A 20,601-nucleotide genomic window follows, 5' to 3' on the forward strand; every position below is an offset into this window, starting at 1 on the left:
GCTTCCGTTGCGGCAAAGAAAGTTCAACAAGGTCCCAATCTGAATGCGTATCCGCCTCCTGCTGCTCTACAGCCTGCTCATATTACTGGTCGGCGTCGTTTCGACTCCCGTAATGGCGGCTGTCACGCCGAAAGTGGTGAGCAAGCACAGTGAAGGCTTGGAAGTCGGGGCCATCGATTGGGTGAAGGGCCACCCTGACGCGGATTTCGAAACCGCTCATGCCGCAGACTGGCCCTGGCAGCCACTGGAAAAGCCCAATCTGAGAAAACAGCCACAGGGCGCCTGGCTGCGTTTCACGCTTGAGAGCAGCAGCGCCTTATCGGCCGGCACCTGGTACCTGAGTTTGAAATGGCCGGTACTGGATGATGTGCAGGTACGACTGTTCTATCCGGAGCAAAGGGCATGGGGATCGCCGATGCGCGCGGGTGACCATGTGCCCATGGACGATCGGCCGCTCGAGAGTCAGAACCTGGTCTTCCCGTTCGAGTTAGCGCAAGGCGGCAAGGCAGTTGTGTACATGCACGTTCAAGGCCGTGAGTTCATGGCCATGCCATTAGTGTTGTCCGACGAAGCGGGGTTCACCGCCGAGAAAATCACCGATGTGGCCATGATCAGCCTGTTTTTCGGCGGCATGCTGGTGATCCTTCTCTATAACAGCAGCTTGTTCGTGTTCACCCGGGATGTGGCCTATCTGCTCTACGTCGCCTATCTGCTCAGCGCCTTGTTTTACGTGCTCGCCATAACCGGCTTCGGCCAGCTGTTCCTGTGGCCAGATATGCCCCCTATCGCCCGTCGTTTTTACGGTTTGTCAGCGGCCCTTTGCTTCTTCACCCCGCTAGTGTTCGCCAGCCGCTTCCTCAGCGTCCGCCGTTACGGTGGCTGGGTCTGGCTGGTCACCTGGGGGCTGATGGCCTACTGGGCGGTGACCATACTGGTTACCCTGTTTGCGCCGTCTCTGGCCAATTACCTGGCGGCCGAATCGGTTGCGCTGGCGCACTGCATCCTGACCATGGCTGCCGTGATCAACCTGTGGATCCGGGGCAACCGCTCCGCGCGCCTATTCATCATTGCCTGGTCGACACTACTGTTGGCCACCATCATTCATTTATTGGCGCTTGAAGGGCTGCTTGCGCTGAATGCCTACACGCTGTACGGACAGCTGATCGGCATGTTCGCTGAGTTTGTACTGCTGTCGATGGCGTTGGCTGAGCGCATCAACCACGATCGGGATCGACGAATCGTTGCGCAGCAGAGCGCGTTACAAGCCTCTGAAGCACTGGGCCTGGAGCGCGAGTCACGCTTGCGTGCACAGCAGCAGACATTGGATTTGCAAATGCGGGCCAACGAGGCGCTGGAAGCACGTGTGTCCGAACGGACCCGAGCGTTGGAAGACGCCAAGCGCGGCCTGGAACGGGTCAACGAACAGCTCACGCGGATGAGTATCACCGACGCGCTGACTCAGTTGTCCAACCGAGGGCACTTCGATCTGATGATCGATGAGGAGATCCGCTGCGCGCAGCGCGTCGAGAAGCCGCTTTCGGTGCTGCTGCTGGATATCGATCATTTCAAGCAGGTCAATGACACCTACGAGCATCCCTTCGGCGACGAATGCCTGCGCCTGGTCGCCGCCGCGCTCAAGCAGCACGGTCAGCGCGCCGGCGACGTGGTGGCGCGCTATGGCGGTGAGGAATTCGTCATAGCACTGCCTGGCGTCGACAGCCGCCAGGCTGGCGAGCAGGCCGAGCGGATCCGCATGGCGGTGGCCGCGCTGCACCCGACTTGCGGCGAGGCTCGCCTCGACCTGACCATCAGCATTGGCGTGGCCACGCTTGAGCCGCCAATGTCCTGTTCCGCGACCCAACTGCTCGCCGCCGCCGATGCCGCGCTTTACCGAGCTAAGCGCAATGGTCGCAATCAAGTGGCGGTCGCCGAGCCGGACGAGGCGACCTGAATCAATCGACGTTTGGCGGGAAACGCAACCTGACCAGCAACCCACCCAGGGTGCCCTGACCCAGCTCGATGCTGGCGCGATGGGCTCGGCTGATCTCGCCGACGATCGCCAATCCCAACCCGGCGCCCTGCCCCTGTTGCTGTACGCGATAGAAGCGCGCGAATACCTTCTCGCGTTCATCAGGGGCGATGCCGGGCCCGTCGTCTTCGACTTCCAGCACACCTTCCTCACGTACGCGCAACACTACATTGCCGCCGTTCGGCGTATGCGCCAGGGCATTGTCCAGCAGGTTGCTCATCAGCTCGCTGAGCAGCGTCGGTTCTCCGTGGATCCACGCCGGGTGGTCTGCTTCCAGCGCCAGCGCTACGCCGCGTTTGTGCGCCAGCGCAGCCATCGCCAGCCCCAGCTCACGGGCCAGCCGGCTCAGATCCAGGCGCTGCGCACCACCCTCGGCAATTGCTTGCGCGCCACTTTCGATGCGTGCCAGCGAAAGCAGCTGGTTGGCCAGATGGATGACCCGGTCCGTGTGCGCTCCGGCTTCTTCGAGGGTCTCCTGCCAACGCTGCGGCTGTTGTTCGCGCAGGCCCAGCTCGATGCGTGCCTTGAGCGCCGCCAACGGCGTACGCAACTCATGAGCGGCATCGGCGATGAATTGCGCCTGACGTTCGAACTGGCCGCGCAGCCGCTCGGTGAAATGGTTGAGCGCGGCAACCAGCGGCTTGAGTTCACGCTGCACCGTCACCAGCGGCAACGGTCGCAGGTCGTCCGGTTGGCGCAGCTCCACGGCCTCGCTGAGCTTGCCCAACGGCCGCAGCGCGGCACTCACCGCCAGCCATACCAGCAACAACGCGGTAATCGCCAGCAGGCCGACCCGCCACAGCGTGTCGGTGAGCAGGCCGCGCGCCATCCGTTCGCGGGCGCCCAGGGTTTCGGCCACGCGAATCTCGGCGATTCCGGTTAGCGACGGCTCGCTGACGGGCTGCAGCAGACTGACCAGGCGCACCCCCTCGCCCCTGAACTCGCCATCATAGAAACGGGCCAACGCCGGATAATCGTCGGTACGCCGGACATCGGCGTCCGGGGCTGGCAGGCCCTCATAGCCGCTGACCAGCCGGCCCTCGGTATCGAGCACCTGATAGTAGATGCGCCCAGCACTGTCATAAGCGAAGGTGTCCAACGCCACATAGGGCACATTGGCGCGCAGCTTGCCGTCGTTGGCCACCAGCCCCTCGGCGATGGCTCGGGCCGAGGCCAGCAGCGTGCGGTCGTAAGCCGAATCGGCTGCCGCGCGACCGTTCCAGTAAGCACTCCAGCCGCTGAACAGCAGCATCAGCGTCAGCAGCACGGCCAGCCGGCGCAATAATCCGGCACGCAGGCTTCCAACGCGCAGCGGCAATGTTTCAGCCATCCACCGCCTCCAGCAGGTAACCCAGCCCCCGGAAGGTGACGATACGTACCGCGCTGCCCTCGAGTTTCTTGCGCAGGCGATGGATATAGATCTCGATGGCGTCGGCGCTGGCATCCTCGTCGAGACCGAAGACCTGCGCCGCCAACTGGTCCTTGCTCATAACGCGCCCGGGTCGCGCGATCAGCGCCTCGAGCACCGCCTGTTCGCGCGAAGTGAGGCTCAGCGGTTGCCGGTCGAGGCTGAAGCGTCTGGCGTCCAGGTCATACATCAGCGCACCGCAGCTCTGCTGGCGCTCACCGCCGGCCACGCTGCGCCTCAACAGTGCCTTGACCCGCGCTTCGAGCTCGGACAACTCGAACGGTTTGGCCAGGTAATCATCCGCGCCAAGATTGAGCCCGTGCACGCGATCGGTGACCTCGCCGCGTGCGGTGAGCATGAGTACGGGCAGCGTATTTCCCCGTTCCCGCAGCCGCGCCAGCACCTGGAAACCATCAAGCCGAGGCAGCCCGACATCAAGGATCGCCAGCGCATAATCCTCGGTCGCCAGCGCCAGATCGGCCGCCACCCCATCATTCAGAAGATCCAGCGTCCAGCCTGCCGCTCGCAGCGCCTGCGCCACGCTTTCAGCGAGCTGGGGATGGTCCTCGACCAGAAGTATCCGCATTGCCTGTCCTCTGCCACACACGGAACGGGCCGCCAGTGTAGCGACAAGGTAAGCCGCACGCTGCTTTCACCCCTGAAAGCCTGGCGAAAGTTTCGCCGCCTAGGATCGCCATCAGGTGGCTCGATCCACCTGGCGCGGCAAAACGCCGCCACGACAAAAACAATAGTGGAGATACAGGATGCTGACTGCCGTCAGAGTTAACTCCGTACACGCTCGTCTCGCCCTCGCCGTCGCAGCCGCCTCGTTGGCGCCCCTGGCCCAGGCCGATTTCATCGAAGACAGCAGCGCGACCCTGCAAACTCAGAACATCTACCTCAACCGCGACTTCCGCGAAGGTGACGGCCAGTCCAAACGCGAAGAGTGGTCGCAGGGCTTTCTGCTCAACATCGAATCGGGCTTCACCGAAGGCACCGTCGGCTTCGGCCTCGATGCCATGGGCATGCTTGGCATCAAGCTCGACTCCGGCGGCGGCCGCACCGGCACCGATCTGCTCCCGGTACACGACGACGGCAGCACCCCGGACGAATTCAGCCGCCTCGGGCTGACCGCCAAGGCGAAGATATCCGAGACCGAACTGCGCTACGGCAGCCACATTCCTGAAACGCCGGTGGTGAAGGCCAGCGACAGCCGCACCCTGCCGCAGGTGTTCGAAGGCGCCATGCTGGTGTCGCAGGAGGTGACCGGCCTGACCCTGAGCGGAGGGCGCCTGGACAAGGTCATCGACCGTGCATCGACCAACTCCCAGGACCTGCAGCTGAACAACAAGAACGGCCGCTTCGACAGTGCCGCCGAAGCTGATTACCTGACGTTCGCCGGGGCCAAATACGCCTTCAACGACACCTTCACCGGTACCTACTACGCGGCCGAACTCGCCGACATCTATCGCCAGCACTTCTTCAACCTGCAGGTCTCCCGGCCGCTGAGCAAGGATTCGGCGCTGACCGCCGATCTGCGCCTGATGATCAGCGATGACACAGGTACGGCCAACGCCGGCAAGATCGACAACCAGGCCTGGAACGGCATGGTGGGCTACAGCCTGGGCGGCCACAAAGTCAGCCTCGCCTATCAGCAGATGAACGGCGATACCGGTTACGCCTACATCGATGGCGGCGATCCTTACCTGGTCAACTTCGTCCAGATCAATGACTTCGCCAACGCCGACGAGCGCTCCTGGCAGGCCCGCTACGACTATAACTTCGCCGCGGTCGGCATACCTGGCCTAACCTTTCTTACACGCTACATATCCGGCGACAACGCCGAATACAACGGCGGCAGCAACGGCAGCGAGTGGGAGCGCGATATCGAGCTCAAGTACGTCGTGCAAACCGGGCCGTTGAAGAACGTCGCCGTGCGCATGCGTAACGCCATGTTCCGCTCCGATTTCGCCCGCGACGCCGATGAAAACCGCCTGATCGTCAGCTACAACCTGCCGATCTGGTAAATCCGTCCACAATAAGAAAACAGAGGAAACACTATGAAGAATGCAATCCGTCGTTTCGCGCTGCTCTCGACCTGCCTGGTGCTCTCGAGTCAGCTGATGGCCGAACCCAAACGCCCCGAATGCATCGCCCCGGCCAAACCCGGCGGCGGTTTCGACCTGACCTGCAAGCTGGCCCAGAGCGGCCTGAAAGACGAAGGTCTGCTGGAAGCGCCAATGCGCGTCACCTACATGCCCGGCGGTGTCGGCGCGGTGGCCTACAACGCGGTAATCGCTCAGCGCGCCGATGATCCGGCGACCATCACGGCGTTCTCCAGTGGTTCGTTGCTGAATCTGGCGCAGGGTAAGTTCGGTCGTTATGACGAAACCAACGTGCGCTGGCTGGCCGGTATCGGCACCGATTATGGCGCCATCTCGGTACGCGAAGACGCGCCTTATAAAAATCTCGACGAGTTGATCGCTGCGGTGAAGAAAGACCCCAGCAGCGTAGTCTTCGGCGCCGGTGCCACCATTGGCGGCCAGGACTGGATGCAGACCGCACTGATTGCCCGTGCCGCCGGCGTCGATCCGAAGAAGTTGCGCTACGTGGCCTTCGAAGGTGGCGGCGAAACGCTGACCGCCATGCTAGGCGGTCATGTCCAGGTCACCAGCAGCGGTCTGGGCGAAGTGACGCCTCAGCTCGACGCCGGCAAGATCCGCATCCTCGCCGTGCTTTCCGAGGAGCGTCTACCAGGCAAGCTGTCGAACATCCCGACGGCCAAGGAACAAGGCTACGACATCAGCTGGCCGGTCATCCGCGGCTTTTACATGGGCCCGGAAGTCAGCGACGAGGACTTCAACTGGTGGAAGACGCAGTTCGACACCCTGCTGGCCGATGAAGATTTCGCAAAACTGCGCGAGCAGCGCGACCTCTTCCCGCTTTCGATGACTGGCGATGAGCTCAAGACCTTCGTCAACAAGCAGGTCGCCGATTACAAGGAACTCGCCGCCGAGTTCGGCCTGGTCAAGTAACACCCGTTGGGCAGCAGCTTCCGGATGGGAGCTGCTGCCCGCTCCCTTCGAGGTAATCCACATGTACGTACGTGTATTTGCCGCGGCGTGGCTACTCGCCTGCGTCGGTCTTGCGTTGCTCGCTTGGGGTTTCGAGGCGCCCTTCGCCTACGACCCGGTTGGCCCACGCGCTTACCCGCTGCTGCTGCTGTTTCTGATGGGCTGCGGGGCACTCTGGCTGCTGTGCAAACCACACGGCGATCCGACGCCGCCGTTCGACTGGGCGATGGCTCGACGAGCCCTGCTCTGCGTACTGGTACTGCTGGCGTATGCACTGCTGTTCGAAAAGCTCGGCTTCGTCATTACCACGGCGCTAGCCACATTCGCCCTGGGCCTGCTGTTCAACGGTCGCCTGTGGCTTTGCTTGATCAGTGGCGTGCTGATGGGCGTGCTGCTCTACGGCCTGTTCGACCTGTTGCTTGATGTGCCGCTGCCACTCGGCGTGCTGCGCTTGCTGGAGAGCTGAAAATGGAAACGCTTAATTTTTTGTTCCACGGCTTCGACGTCGCCACGCGACCGACGAATCTGCTGGTGGCGCTGTTCGGCGCCTTTGTTGGCACCATCGTCGGTCTCTTGCCGGGCCTGGGTCCGATTAACGGCGTAGCCCTGCTGCTGCCGCTGGCCTTTGCGTTGGGTTTGCCGCCGGAAACGGCGCTGATTCTGCTGGCGGCGGTGTACCTGGGTTGCGAGTACGGCGGGCGTATTTCGGCCATCCTGCTCAACGTACCCGGCGATGCCGCCGCGGTCATGACAACCATCGACGGCTACCCGCTGGCGCGCCAGGGCAAAGCCGGCATCGCCCTGTCGCTGTCCGCGGTGAGCTCGTTCATGGGTAGCATCATCGCCACTTGCGGCGTGGTGCTGTTCGCCCCGCTACTGGCCAAGTGGGCAGTCGCCTTCGGCCCGGCGGAATACTTCGTACTGATGATTTTCGCCATCGCCTGCCTCGGCGGCATGGTCGGCGACAAGCCGGTCAAAACCCTGATGGCGGCGTTGATCGGCCTGGGACTGGCGACGGTCGGCGTGGACTCCACCACGGGCGTCTACCGTTTCACCTTTGGCAGCGTCAGCCTGTCGGATGGCATTCAGTTCGTGATCGTGGTGATCGGTTTCTTCAGCGTCAGCGAAGTGCTGCTAATGCTAGAAAAAACCCACAGCGGGCAAAAGGCGGTCAAGGCCAGCGGACGCCTGCTGTTCAACTTCAAGGAGTTCTGCTTCACCTTCTGGACCATGGTCCGCAGCGCCCTGGCAGGCTTTGTCATCGGCACCCTCCCAGGCGCCGGTGCGACCATCGCCAGCGCCATGACCTATATGAGCGAAAAGCGCATGGCCGGCGACAGCGGGAAGTTCGGAGAGGGCGACCTGCGCGGCCTGGCCGCTCCGGAAGCTGCCAACAACGCCTCCGCCTGCGGCTCGCTGATTCCGATGCTGACCCTCGGCGTGCCAGGCTCTGGCACCACGGCGGTGATGATCGGCGCGCTGACGCTGTACAACATCACGCCCGGCCCGCTCCTGTTCGAACAGCAACCCGACGTCGTGTGGGGCCTGATCGCCTCGCTGTTCATTGGCAACGTGATTCTGCTGGTGATGAACATTCCGCTGGTCGGCCTGTTCTCCAAAATGCTCAGTGTGCCCAACTGGGTCCTGGTGCCGGCGATCACGGCCATCAGCCTGGTCGGCGTTTACTCGGTGCACAGCACCACCTTCGATCTGGTGCTGATGGTCGGGCTCGGCGTGTTCGGCTACCTGCTACGCAAGCTGGAGTTTCCGCTGTCGTCGTTGATTCTTGGCTTCGTGCTCGGCGAGATGATGGAAGACAACCTGCGTCGTGCGCTATCGATCTCCGCAGGTGAGCTGAGCATCCTCTGGGGTAGCCCTATCACCCTGATCCTTTGGGCCCTGGCCGCGCTGATGCTGGCCCTACCCGGCCTGCGCTGGTGGCGCCAGCGCCGCCGCACCAAGCTGAACGAGGCGCACGCCTGAGATGCCGCGCTGGCTTCCGGGATGGTGGGCGACGCCTGCTGGCTGGCAAGCCTGGCGAACTGGCCGCTGCCCTGGATGGTCGGCTCGCTGCTGGCGGTCATCGCGGTGCGCTGCAGCGGCTGGCTGATCGCAGAAGTGCCTCGCGGCCGGCAGACCGGGCAATGGCTGATCGCCAGCGCCATCGGTCTGCATTTCACCAGCGAGGTGATGCAGCAGGTAGTCGAGCATTTCGGGGTGATCCTCGCTGGCGCGCTGGGCACCCTGTTGCTGAGCCTGATCGGTATTTTCATTCTGCTACGCAGCGGTACGGACCGCGCCACGGCGTTCTTCTCCAGCATGCCGGGCGGCGCGAGCGAAATGGTCAACCTGGCCGGCCGGCACGCCGCGCAGCCGGCAATGGTGGCCGCGGCTCACAGCATGCGGCTGTTGCTAGTGGTACTGCTCATTCCCGCCGTGTTCACCTGGAGCCTGCCGCCGGTGGATGCGCCGCCGCCGGCTCCGGTCAGCTGGCCATGGCTGGCGCTACTGCTACCGGCGGGGGGGTTGCTGGCACTGGTGTGGAAGAAGCTCGATCAGCCCAATCCCTGGATGCTCGGACCGCTGACGGTGTGTGCCGCCGCCAGCGCCGTCTTCGACCTGCATCTGGGCATGCCTCAAGGCGTCGGCCAGTTCGGTCAATGGCTGATCGGCTGCTCGCTGGGTTGTCATTTCGACCGGCCGTTTTTTCGCAGCGCCCCTCAGTTCATGCTGCGCATTCTGCTGTTCACGCTGTTGGCGATGCTCGCCGCAGCAGGCCTGGCCGAAGCGCTGGGCTGGGCAGCCACGCTGAACCAGACATCGCTGATGCTGGGGATGATGCCCGGCGGTATCACCGAGCTGTGCCTGACAGCTGAAGCGCTGCAACTGTCGGTCGCCCTGGTCACCGCGCTGCAAGTGTTGCGATTGTTCCTCGTCATGTTCCTGGCTGAGCCGATATTCCGACTCTGGCAACGGGCCACGTATTAACCCGCCGTTTGGCGGGTTCTTTTTATCCCGTTTTTCCGCGCAGACTCCCCTGCTCCGCTTAGCCGAAGAACCAATAGCACACCAGAATGGCGGCCACGATCCCGGCCGCATCCGCCGCCAGCGCACACCCAACTGCATGTCGGGCGCGCTGGATGCCTACCGCCCCGAAGTACACCGCCAATACATAAAAAGTGGTCTCGGTACTGCCCTGCACGGTCGCCGCCACCAAAGCCGGGAAGCTGTCGACACCCTGATTCTGCATGGTCTCGATCAGCATCGCGCGTGCGGCGCTGCCGGAAAACGGCTTGACCAGCGCCGTTGGCAACGCGTCGACGAAGCGAGTATCCCAACCCAGCGCTTCGACCAGCCAGCGGATGCCGTCCAGCCCGAAGTCCAACGCACCGGATGCTCGCAACACTCCGATCGCGCAAAGCATGGCAATGAGATAAGGCAGCAGGCTCTTGGCGACGTCGAAGCCCTCCTGTGCACCTTCGACGAAGCTTTCGTAAACCGACACCTTGCGCAGCGCCCCGACGATCAGGAACGTGGTGATCAGGCCGAACAGGGTCAGGTTGCCGAGTAGTGATGACAGCGATGACAGAGCGGTGGCTGAGAGCCCCGCGAGCAGCGCCATGAAGCCCCCGAGCAACAGCGCACCGGGAATGAAATACGCCAGCACCACCGGGTCCCATATCCGTAGGCGCTGCACCAGCGCCACCGCCAGCAGGCCCGCCAGGGACGAAGCGGTGGTGGCCAACAGAATCGGCAAAAACACCAGAGTCGGATCCTCGGCGCCCTGCTGCACGCGGTACATGAAAATAGAAACCGGTAGCAGCGTCAGCGACGAAGTGTTGAGCACCAGAAACAGGATTTGCGCGTTGCTCGCCACGGCCTTGTTGGGATTAAGCTCCTGTAGCGCGCGCATAGCCCTAAGGCCAATGGGCGTGGCTGCATTGTCCAGCCCCAGGCCATTGGCGGCGAAGTTGAGCGTGATCAATCCCAGCGCTGGGTGGCCGGCTGGTACTTCAGGCATCAAGCGGCGGAACAGCGGCCCCAGCAGACGGGCCAGCAGTTCGATCAGACCGGCCTTTTCAGCGATGCGCAAGAAGCCCAGCCAGAGCGTCAAGGTGCCGAACAGCACGATCATGATTTCCACGGCCAGCTTGGCCATGGCGAAGAGGCTTTCCACCAGCGCGGCGAACACCGCTGGGTCGCCACCCAGTAGCCATCGCCCAAGCGCAGCAATCGCGGCGACCAGAAAAAAGCCCAGCCAGAGGCCGTTGAGCATGTGATTCTCCAACGAGTGACTGCGCGCGATGATAGCGGTGCAGCTGGAGAACGGCCATGAACAGGGGCCATGAAAGGAAAAGGATTCCTCGGGTACGGCGAGCCGTCTTGCGGCAATGCCGCTGGGTATGTACGCGGAAGCCCAGCTCAGGCACGCGTCAGGTGAAAAGCCTATCGCATTTCCCATTCCGGAAATGCAGGCCACGCCGAAGGGCATCGCAAGCCGAAGGTGGTCGCCCACCTTCGGTTGCCTTTCGCTGAGCCTGGTCCGTGAAGGAGGTACTCCCTGTACCCCTAGGTCACTCCATCACACAGAGCGTCCCGACCCCTTGGCTTCCCCGCTACACGGGCTGACGGATGTTCGCGAACGAATCATCCTGTCGTTCTTACCAAGCTTCGCCTCGGTGCAGCGAAGCCTCAGAATATTGGCATCCCGCCTGTACTACCTCCGTCGGTGTTGCAGCCGCCCTTGCGGGCGGCGTCGTTGCATCAGACACGCGGGCCGCGGCCTCGACCGAAAATCAGCGAAGCGACAAACAGCACCAGGAACACCACGAACAGGATCTTGGCGATGCCCGTTGCGGTACCAGCGATACCACCGAAGCCCAGGACCGCAGCGATGATGGCAATGATCAGGAACGTAATAGCCCAACTCAGCATGGTGTAACTCCTCTTCGGTTCAGGACATCTTCAGCGGGACCGATATCTGCAACAATCCGGCTCGCGGCTTTACCACTAGAAAACCCAGCGTTGTTCCGACCGCACCTGCACATAATCAATCGTCTTAGGCGCAGGGCCTGTTTGCACGATCCCTACTGGTTGAGCGTCATACATATGGATTCGTTCCGCTGACTCATGCTGTGCCTGGCTGAGCGGTTGTGACATCGGCCGCTCGGCGCCAACGATCAGCGTAACTACAGCAGCGGTCAGGAAACCTTTGCCTACCAGTGAGAAACGTGCTTGACGATTCATCCTCAACTCCTTCTAAGCATGCGGTGCATGTCTGTTCTTAGGGGATATATTGCAGGCCTCATGCCAGTCGCTGTAAATATAATTTATCCTTTAAATTCAATAAGTTATTTATCCAAAACGCGAGGGCGCCAATTTATATTGCACGATGCCGCCAGTCGGCACCGGGCGATTTGCACGACGGCCTAATCCCAGCGCCTTTCGTTAACTAGAGGTGCCATGATTGAGTGAATGGATTCGCTCATGACAGGCACGCAGTTTCGGCAGTTCGATGGCTAAAAGCGCCCGGACGTCGGGATGGGCTGTTTTCAGCGCGTCCTCAAACGCCGCAATTATGCGCTCCTCGGTCTGGTCCAGTTGGTCGATGTACACTGCATCGGCATGCCCGAGCCGGGCCTTGGTGTCGGCGTACATCTCGCGAAGCTTGCCGGCCGTAGTTCCGCCTTGGGCAGGCTGCTCCTGATTGGCAGCGACTTTCACCGAAAGCGCCTGGATGATATGGGTCTTGGCCTGCGCCATATCTCTAAACAAGTGCTGCAGCTCCACGTCTTCCACCACGCCAAGCGCATGCTGATAAAAATGCTGGCCGTCGCGGGTGATTTCGATCAGCTCGTTGAGCTGGGTCATGTTGTCGTTCATGAGGTCCTCCGAATTCCATGCAATGCGCCCTATCAGGGCGCTCTTACGAATAGCGGCAAGCCTCGTGCCAGCGCAAAGACCCGCGTTGTGCCTTTATAATCAGCAGCTTGGCATGCCGTTTCGCTTGAAAATTAATTGCATGCTGCAGGAAATGCGCCTCACCACCGTGCAACTTGCAAGACTTTTCGTAGACTAAAGCAGGCGCTGACCCATACTCGGCATCTTCCGAACACAAAAACCCAAACACTCCACCCCGATTCGCCAGCAAACAAGCCTTGCCTAACTGGAGCATTCATGGACCAAACAACCGACACCGGTGGCCGCATTCTCCTGGTAGATGACGAGGCCGCGATCCTGCGCACCTTCCGCTATTGCCTCGAGGATCGCGGTTATACGGTGGTCACGGCCGCCAGCGCCTCACAAGCCGAGGCGATCCTGCAGCGCCAGGTGTTCGATCTGTGCTTTCTTGACCTGCGCCTCGGCGAAGACAACGGGTTGGACGTCCTACAGCAGATGCGTGTACTCGCGCCCTGGATGCGTGTGGTGATCGTCACCGCGCATTCGGCCGTGGACACTGCCGTGGATGCCATGCAGGCAGGCGCAGCGGATTATCTGGTCAAGCCATGCAGCCCGGAGCAGCTGCGCCTGTCGGCGGCCAAGCAACTGGAAGTCCGTCAGATGGCGGCACGTCTGGAGGCGCTGGAAGGCGAGGTGCAAAAGCGCAGCGACGCGCTCGGCTCGCACAGCCCGGCAATGATGAGTGTGCTGGAGACCGCGCGACAGGTGGCCGATACCGACGCCAATATCCTCATTCTCGGCGAATCCGGCACCGGCAAGGGCGAGCTGGCCCGGGCGATCCACAACTGGAGCCGCCGCGCGAAGAAGGCCTTCATCACCATCAACTGTCCGTCGTTGTCGGCGGACCTGATGGAAAGCGAGCTGTTCGGACACAACCGCGGCGCGTTCACCGGTGCCACGGAAAGCACGTTGGGGCGGGTCAATCAGGCCGATGGCGGAACCCTGTTTCTCGACGAAATCGGCGATTTTCCCTTGGCTCTACAGCCAAAACTGCTCCGATTCATCCAGGACAAGGAATACGAGCGCGTCGGTGACCCGGTCACACGGCGCGCAGACGTACGCATCCTCGCCGCAACCAACCTGAACCTCGAAGAGATGGTTCGTGAAGGGCGTTTCCGCGAAGATCTGCTCTATCGCCTGAATGTCATCACGCTGCACCTGCCCCCCATGCGCGAGCGGCCAGAGGACGTGCTGACCCTCGCCGAACGATTCCTGGCGTTCTTCGTCAAGAGCTATGGCCGTCCAGCGCGAGGCTTCAGTGACAGCTCCATTGCTGCGCTGAAAGCCTACCGCTGGCCAGGCAACGTACGGGAGCTGCGCAACGTCGTCGAGCGCGCCAGCATCATCTGTCCGCAGGAAATGATCGAAGTCACCCACCTCGGTCTGGCCGACCAAAGCGTCAACAATGCGCCGCGCATCGGTGAGCCGCTCAGCCTGGAAGATCTGGAAAAAGCACATATTTCCGGGGTACTGAGCACCAGCGACACTCTTGAACAGGCCGCCCGGATTCTCGGCATCGACGCCTCGACGCTCTATCGAAAACGCAAGCAATACGGCCTATGAGACTTCAGATGAAGCTGAGAACCCGCCTGTTTCTGGGCTTCTCGGCACTGATGACGGTAGCGCTGCTGGGGCTGTTGCTGGCACTGATCAGCGTGGTGCAGATGGCCCAGAGCCAGGAAAAGCTCATCCGGGAAAACTTTGGCGTCATCGAAATCAACCAGCAATTACGCCAAGCGCTGAGTAATCACCTTCTGCTACTGGTTCGCGAAAAGCGGGATCAGGCCGCCCTCGACGAATCCCGCAGCGCATTCCAGACAGCACTGTCACAGGGGCTGTCACAGGCGGCTCGGCAGGCCGACCGAGAGGCGTACCAGGCCATCGGCGATGCGTACGCCAGTTTCGTCAAGGAGCTGGAAGCCCCCGCCAACCTGAACTGGTCGCTGCTGGAAGACAATGCGCCCAGTCATGCCTTCAATCGCGTGCGCGAGTTGATGGTCGACATGCAGCAGAGCGCCTATGCCCAGATCCGCGACACCGAGATTCGCAGTCGTGAACGGGCACAGTTACTCGCTGGGCTGCTCGGTCTGACCGGCATTGCAGTGTTGCTGATCGGCTTTATCACTGCACACAGCTTCGCTCGACGCTTCGGTGATCCCATCGAACAGTTATCCCGGGTGGCCGACCAGATCGGGCGCGGCGATTTCAACATCCACTTACCTGCTTCTCCGATCGCCGAGCTGTCTTCGCTGATCCGCCGCTTCGGCTTGATGGCACAGGCCCTGCACGAGTTCAAACAGACCAATGTCGAGGCGCTGGTCGATGGCCAACAACGCTTGCAAGCGCTGTTGGACAGCATCGACGATGGTTTGCTGATTATCGATCGCCAGGGTCGGCTGGAGCATGCCAATCCGGTCGCACAACGGCAGCTGGCCTGGGAAAGCGAGCATCTGGGCTCGACCCTCGGCCAAGCGCTCGGCTATCCGGAGCTGGACGAGGCTGCCCAGCAGGTGCTGGACGACAAGCCGTTGTCCGGCCCGCCGGAAGATCTGGTAATCGAAGCCGATGGTGAGCACCGGCTGCTGTCGTGGCGCATGAGCCCAGTGAACCATCACGATGGACGTATCAGCGGCGCGGTCATGGTGCTGCACGACGTCACCGACCAGCGTACCTTCGAACGCGTGCGCAACGAATTCGTCCTGCGTGCCTCTCACGAATTGCGTACCCCGGTAACCGGCATGCAAATGGCGTTCAGCCTGCTGCGCGAGCGGACTCATTATCCGGACACCAGCCGCGAAGCCGACCTATTCAGCACCGTGCACGAGGAGATGCAACGCCTGGTCACGCTGATCAACGACCTGCTGAACTTCTCGCGCTACCAGAGCGGCCAGCAAAAGCTCGAACGGATGCCATGTGAACCGGCCGAGCTTCTAGAACAAGCGCGGCAGCGCTTCCAGGCCGCCGCGGCACAGAACGAGGTCGATATCAGACTTGAACTGCAATCGCCCCTGCCTAGCCTGTTGCTGGATCGGCAACAGATGGAACGGATGCTCGATAACCTGATGAGCAATGCACTGCGGCACACACCGGACGGCGGAGAGATCCGACTGCTGGCACGGCATCACGGCGAGCGAGTGATCCTCAGCGTCGAGGACAACGGCGAGGGCATTCCGTACAGCCAGCAAGCGCGAATTTTCGAGCCGTTCGTACAGATCGGCCGTCGCCGAGGGGGGGCCGGACTGGGCTTGGCCTTATGCAAGGAGATTGCGCAGCTGCATGGTGGTCGTATCGGCGTGCATTCGCGAATCGGTCACGGCACCATCTTCTATATCGCCCTGCCGATCTGAGCCAGCGGGGGCGGAAGAACAACAAGGAGCCCCCCATGCCCAGCCTCAACCCCAGCGCCGACCAACTGAAACGCTTCGCCGAGCACATGCCGGCCGGCGAGCCGATCCTGATGCTCAATCTGCTGCGCTTCAACCGGCAAGCAGCTTATCCGGCCGACAGCGACCAGGCGCCATGCAGCGGCCAGGAGGCCTATGCACGCTATAGCCGCACCGCCATACGCAAAGTGCGAGCGGCGGGAGGCGACGTCCAGTTGGCGGCTACCGCTCAGCTGGCACTGATCGCGCCGGAGCAGGAACACTGGGATGAAATGTTGCTGGTGCGATACCCCTCGCCGGACGCCTTCCTGGCGATGCTGGCGGATGAGGAATACCGAGCGGCAACCTTCCATCGCACCGCTGCGCTGGCCGACTCGCGATTGATCGCTTGTTCCCCTCGCGCCTGACGATGCGTCAGGGCTGCACTGCAAGCGCTGCGAGAATCGCTGCGGTTTCGGCGTCCGGCTCGCCATCGAAGCGGGCTGGGCGATATTTCATCTGAAACGCCTCGATCACATTACGCGTTTCCAGATCCAGATGACCGTGTTCAGGCACCTTGTAGCCCTGTCTGGCGAGCTGAACCTGAAACCAGGCCACGTTCGGCAGCTCTTGCGCGAACAGGCTGCGCTGGCGCTCGACCGTAGCGGCGTCCGGCCAGGGCACCAGCCCGGCGTCGGCCAGACGCTTCCAGGGAAACAGCGGACCGGGATCGACCTTGCGCTGCGGCGCGATGTCGCTGTGACCGACGATGGCGCCGGGGTTGAGGCCGTGGCGCTGCATGATGTCCTTGAGCAACACAATCAGCGCATCGATCTGTTGCTCGGAATAGGGGTACCAAAGCCGCCGCCCCTGCGCGTCTTCGATATAGCCACGGTTGATCATCTCGATACCAATGGAGCTGGAGTTGAGCCACGTCCGCCCCATCCACTGGCTCTCGCCGGCGTGCCAGGCACGGCGGTTTTCATCGACCAACCGGTAGATGGTCGCGGGCGACTCACCAATGAGGTAATGGCTGCTGACGTCATTGCCCTTGAGAATTTCGAGCGAGCGCGGCAGGTCACTGGACGTGTAATGCAAGACGATAAACTGAGCCCGGCTGTCCTGGCCCAGCGACGTATAGCGGGTATCGATACGTGGCCCACTGGCGCAGCCCGCCAGCAACAAGGCAAACGCGGCGAGGATCAAGGCTTTCATTCGGTACCTCTGGTCGACAACGATATGACGCAGATTTCAGCTTGAATCGAGCGGTCAATTACTCGCATGACAACGCCGAGAAGTGGCGCAGAACAAGGCGCAGGATTATACCGAGGTGACCGGGTAGCTCCAGTGCGACCGGTCAGTCCGCTTCGATACGGTTGCGTCCGGCACCTTTGGCCCGGTAAAGCGCCTGGTCGGCGCGCTCGAATACCTGTTCGGCACTGTCAGTCGCAGCGAAACCTGCAATCCCACCCGACAGCGTCACCTGAATACGCGCGCCCTTGAAGTGGAACGGGCAATCCTGAATGCTCGAGCGCAAGCTATCGAGTAACTGGTGCCCCGCCTCGATCGGCGTCTCTGGAAGCAACAGGGTGAACTCTTCGCCACCGAAACGGGCGATGAAGTCGGTCTTGCGCAGCCGTTTGCGCAACTCGTTGGCGATGATCTTCAGTACCCGATCACCAGCAAGATGGCCGAAACTGTCATTGATACGTTTGAAATGATCCACATCGAGCACAGCCAGCAGCAGTTGGCCGCCATAGCGCTGCTGGCGCGCGACTTCCAGCTCCAGACGCTCGTCCCAGCCGGCGCGATTGGGTAGCTCGGTCAGCGGGTCCCGCAAGGCTTTCTGTCGTTGTTCCTCGAGATGCTCGCGCATCCCGGCGGCCGATTGCTCAAGACTCGCGACACGCCCGATCAGCGTGCTGAGTCGCTCACTCAACTGTTGCTCGTGCTCACCGCGCTGGCGCTGGTAAACGTCAACCGTCTCCAACAGCCCATCCAACCGGGTCTGAACTGCCTGCTTCAAACTCGGCAGATCCTTGGCTTCGAGCATGCTACTTTGCAGCCCGCCGACCTGCTGGCGCAGCTGCTCGTCCAGCGCCAGAGCCGTTTCCTTGCTCTGGACGTGCCCTTCTCGTGCCGCGCTGAGGCTGTCCTGCATCGTGGCTAGACGTTCATTCAGCAGCTTCAGATAGCTCTCGAATTCCCGCTGCCCCTGGTCAGCGACGGCGAGCATCAGTTGAGCCAGATCATCCAACACCGGTACCAGCTCATACCAGTTCAAACCCTGCTCTATCCGGTCACGCAGGCCCTGCGCCTGAGGCTGCTGGTGTTCGGGTAGCTGCAAGTCATCGAGAAGACCGACCAGGGTCGACTCGACACGTTCGGCGATGGCGCTGTAGGCCTGCTCCGGCGAAGGGGGCAAACGATACGGATCAGCCTCCTGAGCCACCGCAGGAGCTGCTGATCCTGCCGGGATGAAGTCTTCTTCGTGGGGCTGTGACGCGACATCAGCGGCATCCTGAGCCTCTTCAGATTCCGTCGTACGGGGAACCACGACTGCCGGCTGCTGCGCCTGCTCGGCCGTTGCGCACTGCTCCTGAGCGACCAGGCCTGGAAGCGTATCCTTTGGCTCCACAACGACCGATAACGACTCACGTGCAAGATCCGAAGCCGCCTCAGCGGTGCGCCCGCGCGGGCCGAACAAACGACTTAGCAGGCCCCCCGAAGGAGATACATCCACCGTCTGCGCTGCCAGCGCCTTACGCTGGAATTCGCCAAGCTCGCTCAACAGGCCGGGTAGCTCGCGAGACTGGGCGGCGCGCTCATCGAGCTGGCGTGAGAACCTCTTCAATGGGCCGCGGATTTCGCTGGGTAGCGGCAATTCAAGCAGTTGCCCAGCCAACTGATCAAGCGCCTCGGTCAGCCGCTTGAGGCGTTCCTGCTTGCTGCGTTCCGTATCCAACACCGCTCGCTCGAGCCGCGGGACCAGGGCACCCAGCCGATCGTCTCGAACATCGTCACGCAGTACATCACGCAGCTCGCGCATGCACTGCTCGACAGCTGGATCGGCACCGTCCACGGCAAAACTGCTGCGTACCAAGCTACGACGCAGCAGGTCCAGCCGCGTATTCCAGCCCTTCTCGAGCTGCTCCTGCTGTTCCAGCGAGTGCAAATATTTCTCTTTCCAGCGCAGTGCCTCATCGCTCATTCCGACGCACCCGCCGCAACGGGCAACCTATCACCACGCAACGCATCGGGCAGACGAATCTCCACGGCGACCGGCAAGTGATCGGAGCTGGCCTGCGCCAATACGTCGACGCGCTCGAGCGTCAGGCTGGAGCTCAGCAATATGTGGTCGAGACAACGCTGCGGACGCCAACTGGGGAAAGTCGCCTGGATCTGCGGTGCCTGCAGCCCAAGGTCGCGTAGCGGTGAATGCTCGAGCAAATCACTGGCATGGGTATTCATGTCGCCCATCAGCACCTGATGACGATAGCCGCCGATCAGCTCGCGGATATAGGCCAGCTGACGCGTTCTGACGCCGCCGCCAAGCGCCAGATGCATGACCACCACCACCAACGCATCCTCACCTTCGCCGAAGCGCAGCAGGATGGCACCGCGACCGGACGGACCGGGCAGTGGGTGATCTTCCAGCACCTGCGGCTCGAGACGGCTGAGCACGCCGTTACTGTGCTGAGCAAAACGGCCGAGATTGCGGTTCAGCTGCTGATACCAGTAAGGGAAGGCCCCGAGCTGAGCGAGCTGTTCGACCTGATTGATGTAGCCGGAACGCAAGCTGCCGCCGTCAGCTTCCTGCAGCGCCACCAGGTCGTGGTTACCAAGCAGGTCGCCAATGCGCTGGAGGTTTCCTGCCCGCCCCGGATGCGGCAACAGATGCTGCCAGCTTCGGGTCAGATAATGATGGTAGCGCTCGGTACTGATACCGACCTGGATGTTGAAGCTGAGCAGGCGCAACCGACCATCAGAGGGGAGCCCGCTGGAGTCCAGACAGAGTGGATTGACGCTCGCCTGGCGAGGCCCGGCCAGACGCGGTGAACTCCAACGGCGCAACATAGGTGCTTACCGCGCTGCGCGTTCTTTTTCGATCAGGAAATCGGCAACCTCCAGCGCACGTTGCGGACCACCCGCGGAGCCGATGTCGAAACGGTACTTGCCATCGACGATCATCACCGGCACTCCGGTGATCTGGTAGGACATGGCCAGCTTCTTGGCCTGCTCCGCACGGCTCTTCACGCCGAACGAGTTGTAGGCCTTCAGAAACGCCTCCGAATCTACGCCCTGACCCGCAAGGAACTCGGCCATCTTTTCAGGAGTGTCCAGTTTGTTGCCGTCGCGGTGATAGGCATTGAAGACTGCGTCATGAACCTTCTGCTCGACGCCCATCGACTCCAGCGCCAGGAACATCTGACCATGGACATTCCAGACCCCGCCGAACATGGCGGGGATACGCTTGAAATCCACGTCGTCCGGAAGCTGCGCGATCCAGGGATTGATCGTCGGCTCGAATTGATAGCAATGTGGGCAGCCGTACCAGAACAGCTCGACTACCTCGATTTTGCCCGGCTCGGCCACCGGTACTGGAGTCTTGAGTTCCACATACTCCTTGCCCGCCTGAAAATCCGCCGCGTGAGCGGACAAACCGAACAGGCTGGCGGTAACAAGAACGGCACTGAGAACGAGTTTACGCATGATGACTCCTTGGCTTTGAACGGCTGACCGATAGCGCCACAGGCTGCAGCAATT

At 61.8% G+C, this 20,601-nt stretch carries 18 protein-coding genes and 1 pseudogene; 9 read left to right on the plus strand and 10 right to left on the minus strand.

Annotation, left to right across the window (positions count from 1 at the left end):
• The first annotated feature begins 43 nt into the window (after positions 1-43).
• A complete protein-coding gene (locus CH92_RS19735) occupies positions 44-1,951 on the plus strand; it encodes a sensor domain-containing diguanylate cyclase (protein WP_025243483.1) in 1,908 nt (635 codons plus the stop codon).
• A gap of 1 nt (position 1,952) precedes the next feature.
• Here the strand turns inward: CH92_RS19735 and CH92_RS19740 are convergent, their stop codons facing one another.
• Both CH92_RS19740 and CH92_RS19745 read right to left on the minus strand, forming a co-directional pair.
• Positions 1,953-3,359: a sensor histidine kinase gene (locus CH92_RS19740; protein ID WP_025243484.1), complete on the minus strand. Its 1,407-nt coding sequence runs from the start codon at positions 3,357-3,359 to the stop codon at positions 1,953-1,955.
• Positions 3,352-4,023 carry a response regulator gene (locus tag CH92_RS19745; RefSeq protein WP_025243485.1) on the minus strand — a complete coding sequence of 224 codons (672 nt, stop codon included), beginning with the start codon at positions 4,021-4,023 and terminating at the stop codon, positions 3,352-3,354. The genes CH92_RS19740 and CH92_RS19745 overlap by 8 nt, the downstream gene beginning before the upstream one ends.
• Before the next feature lie 178 nt (positions 4,024-4,201).
• Here CH92_RS19745 and CH92_RS19750 point away from each other — a divergent pair, with 178 nt between their 5' ends.
• The 5 genes and pseudogenes from CH92_RS19750 to CH92_RS19770 all read left to right on the plus strand — a co-directional run bounded on the left by CH92_RS19750 (position 4,202) and on the right by CH92_RS19770 (position 9,499).
• On the plus strand, positions 4,202-5,464 hold the full coding sequence (locus CH92_RS19750) for an OprD family porin (RefSeq protein ID WP_025243486.1): 1,263 nt from the start codon (positions 4,202-4,204) through the stop codon (positions 5,462-5,464).
• 33 nt (positions 5,465-5,497) lie between these two features.
• Positions 5,498-6,472 (plus strand): Bug family tripartite tricarboxylate transporter substrate binding protein, encoded by a 975-nt coding sequence (locus tag CH92_RS19755; protein WP_025243487.1) that lies wholly within the window; start codon positions 5,498-5,500, stop codon positions 6,470-6,472.
• A gap of 61 nt (positions 6,473-6,533) precedes the next feature.
• A complete protein-coding gene (locus tag CH92_RS19760) occupies positions 6,534-6,977 on the plus strand; it encodes a tripartite tricarboxylate transporter TctB family protein (RefSeq protein WP_025243488.1) in 444 nt (147 codons plus the stop codon).
• Between the two features lie 2 nt (positions 6,978-6,979).
• Positions 6,980-8,494: a tripartite tricarboxylate transporter permease gene (locus CH92_RS19765; RefSeq protein ID WP_025243489.1), complete on the plus strand. Its 1,515-nt coding sequence runs from the start codon at positions 6,980-6,982 to the stop codon at positions 8,492-8,494.
• 1 nt (position 8,495) lies between these two features.
• Positions 8,496-9,499, plus strand: a pseudogene (locus CH92_RS19770) (AbrB family transcriptional regulator).
• Positions 9,500-9,557: 58 nt separating this feature from the next.
• Here CH92_RS19770 and CH92_RS19775 read toward each other — a convergent pair.
• The 4 genes from CH92_RS19775 to CH92_RS19790 form a co-directional block, all read right to left on the minus strand.
• Complete coding sequence (locus CH92_RS19775) at positions 9,558-10,787, minus strand: nucleoside recognition domain-containing protein (protein WP_025243490.1); 1,230 nt, start codon at positions 10,785-10,787, stop codon at positions 9,558-9,560.
• 488 nt (positions 10,788-11,275) lie between these two features.
• On the minus strand, positions 11,276-11,446 hold the full coding sequence (locus CH92_RS21775; protein ID WP_003282841.1) for a DUF1328 domain-containing protein: 171 nt from the start codon (positions 11,444-11,446) through the stop codon (positions 11,276-11,278).
• Positions 11,447-11,521: 75 nt separating this feature from the next.
• The gene (locus CH92_RS19785; protein ID WP_025243491.1) at positions 11,522-11,758 is read right to left on the minus strand and encodes a hypothetical protein; all 237 of its coding nucleotides are present in this window, start codon (positions 11,756-11,758) and stop codon (positions 11,522-11,524) included.
• Between the two features lie 201 nt (positions 11,759-11,959).
• A complete protein-coding gene (locus CH92_RS19790; RefSeq protein ID WP_025243492.1) occupies positions 11,960-12,394 on the minus strand; it encodes a ferritin-like domain-containing protein in 435 nt (144 codons plus the stop codon).
• A 294-nt stretch (positions 12,395-12,688) separates the two neighbouring features.
• On the opposite strand from CH92_RS19790, the gene algB reads away from it, so the two are divergent.
• Genes algB through CH92_RS19805 form a run of 3 tightly spaced genes read left to right on the plus strand, consistent with a single transcriptional unit; the run spans position 12,689 to position 16,262 of the window.
• Positions 12,689-14,035, plus strand: a complete 1,347-nt coding sequence (gene algB / locus CH92_RS19795) for a sigma-54-dependent response regulator transcription factor AlgB (RefSeq protein WP_025243493.1) — start codon at positions 12,689-12,691, stop codon at positions 14,033-14,035.
• Positions 14,032-15,819 (plus strand): KinB sensor domain-containing domain, encoded by a 1,788-nt coding sequence (locus CH92_RS19800; protein WP_025243494.1) that lies wholly within the window; start codon positions 14,032-14,034, stop codon positions 15,817-15,819. Before algB ends, CH92_RS19800 begins: the two co-directional genes overlap by 4 nt.
• Before the next feature lie 35 nt (positions 15,820-15,854).
• The gene (locus tag CH92_RS19805; protein ID WP_025243495.1) at positions 15,855-16,262 is read left to right on the plus strand and encodes a DUF1330 domain-containing protein; all 408 of its coding nucleotides are present in this window, start codon (positions 15,855-15,857) and stop codon (positions 16,260-16,262) included.
• Positions 16,263-16,269: 7 nt separating this feature from the next.
• On the opposite strand, the gene CH92_RS19810 is transcribed toward CH92_RS19805, so the two are convergent.
• From CH92_RS19810 to CH92_RS19825, 4 genes are all read right to left on the minus strand, one after another.
• Positions 16,270-17,049, minus strand: coding sequence for an N-acetylmuramoyl-L-alanine amidase (locus CH92_RS19810; protein WP_025243496.1), 780 nt, complete (start codon positions 17,047-17,049; stop codon positions 16,270-16,272).
• A gap of 142 nt (positions 17,050-17,191) precedes the next feature.
• Complete coding sequence (locus CH92_RS19815) at positions 17,192-19,045, minus strand: GGDEF domain-containing protein (RefSeq protein WP_025243497.1); 1,854 nt, start codon at positions 19,043-19,045, stop codon at positions 17,192-17,194.
• Entirely contained in the window at positions 19,042-19,911 is an 870-nt protein-coding gene (locus CH92_RS19820; protein ID WP_038623188.1) for an endonuclease/exonuclease/phosphatase family protein, read from the minus strand. The genes CH92_RS19815 and CH92_RS19820 overlap by 4 nt, the downstream gene beginning before the upstream one ends.
• Before the next feature lie 6 nt (positions 19,912-19,917).
• Positions 19,918-20,547, minus strand: a complete 630-nt coding sequence (locus CH92_RS19825) for a thiol:disulfide interchange protein DsbA/DsbL (RefSeq protein WP_025243499.1) — start codon at positions 20,545-20,547, stop codon at positions 19,918-19,920.
• Positions 20,548-20,601: the final 54 nt, after the last annotated feature.

Source organism: Stutzerimonas stutzeri (assembly GCF_000590475.1).
GTDB classification, from domain to species: domain Bacteria; phylum Pseudomonadota; class Gammaproteobacteria; order Pseudomonadales; family Pseudomonadaceae; genus Stutzerimonas; species Stutzerimonas stutzeri_D.

Excerpts from the sequence above, each read along its gene's own strand:
- CH92_RS19735 (WP_025243483.1), top strand. The coding sequence starts at position 44 with ATGCGTATCCGCCTCCTGCTGCTCTACAGCCTGCTCATATTACTGGTC.
- CH92_RS19740 (WP_025243484.1), bottom strand. The coding sequence starts at position 3,359 with ATGGCTGAAACATTGCCGCTGCGCGTTGGAAGCCTGCGTGCCGGATTA.
- CH92_RS19745 (WP_025243485.1), bottom strand. The coding sequence starts at position 4,023 with ATGCGGATACTTCTGGTCGAGGACCATCCCCAGCTCGCTGAAAGCGTG.
- CH92_RS19750 (WP_025243486.1), top strand. The coding sequence starts at position 4,202 with ATGCTGACTGCCGTCAGAGTTAACTCCGTACACGCTCGTCTCGCCCTC.
- CH92_RS19755 (WP_025243487.1), top strand. The coding sequence starts at position 5,498 with ATGAAGAATGCAATCCGTCGTTTCGCGCTGCTCTCGACCTGCCTGGTG.
- CH92_RS19760 (WP_025243488.1), top strand. The coding sequence starts at position 6,534 with ATGTACGTACGTGTATTTGCCGCGGCGTGGCTACTCGCCTGCGTCGGT.
- CH92_RS19765 (WP_025243489.1), top strand. The coding sequence starts at position 6,980 with ATGGAAACGCTTAATTTTTTGTTCCACGGCTTCGACGTCGCCACGCGA.
- CH92_RS19775 (WP_025243490.1), bottom strand. The coding sequence starts at position 10,787 with ATGCTCAACGGCCTCTGGCTGGGCTTTTTTCTGGTCGCCGCGATTGCT.
- CH92_RS21775 (WP_003282841.1), bottom strand. The coding sequence starts at position 11,446 with ATGCTGAGTTGGGCTATTACGTTCCTGATCATTGCCATCATCGCTGCG.
- CH92_RS19785 (WP_025243491.1), bottom strand. The coding sequence starts at position 11,758 with ATGAATCGTCAAGCACGTTTCTCACTGGTAGGCAAAGGTTTCCTGACC.
- CH92_RS19790 (WP_025243492.1), bottom strand. The coding sequence starts at position 12,394 with ATGAACGACAACATGACCCAGCTCAACGAGCTGATCGAAATCACCCGC.
- algB (WP_025243493.1), top strand. The coding sequence starts at position 12,689 with ATGGACCAAACAACCGACACCGGTGGCCGCATTCTCCTGGTAGATGAC.
- CH92_RS19800 (WP_025243494.1), top strand. The coding sequence starts at position 14,032 with ATGAGACTTCAGATGAAGCTGAGAACCCGCCTGTTTCTGGGCTTCTCG.
- CH92_RS19805 (WP_025243495.1), top strand. The coding sequence starts at position 15,855 with ATGCCCAGCCTCAACCCCAGCGCCGACCAACTGAAACGCTTCGCCGAG.
- CH92_RS19810 (WP_025243496.1), bottom strand. The coding sequence starts at position 17,049 with ATGAAAGCCTTGATCCTCGCCGCGTTTGCCTTGTTGCTGGCGGGCTGC.
- CH92_RS19815 (WP_025243497.1), bottom strand. The coding sequence starts at position 19,045 with ATGAGCGATGAGGCACTGCGCTGGAAAGAGAAATATTTGCACTCGCTG.
- CH92_RS19820 (WP_038623188.1), bottom strand. The coding sequence starts at position 19,911 with ATGTTGCGCCGTTGGAGTTCACCGCGTCTGGCCGGGCCTCGCCAGGCG.
- CH92_RS19825 (WP_025243499.1), bottom strand. The coding sequence starts at position 20,547 with ATGCGTAAACTCGTTCTCAGTGCCGTTCTTGTTACCGCCAGCCTGTTC.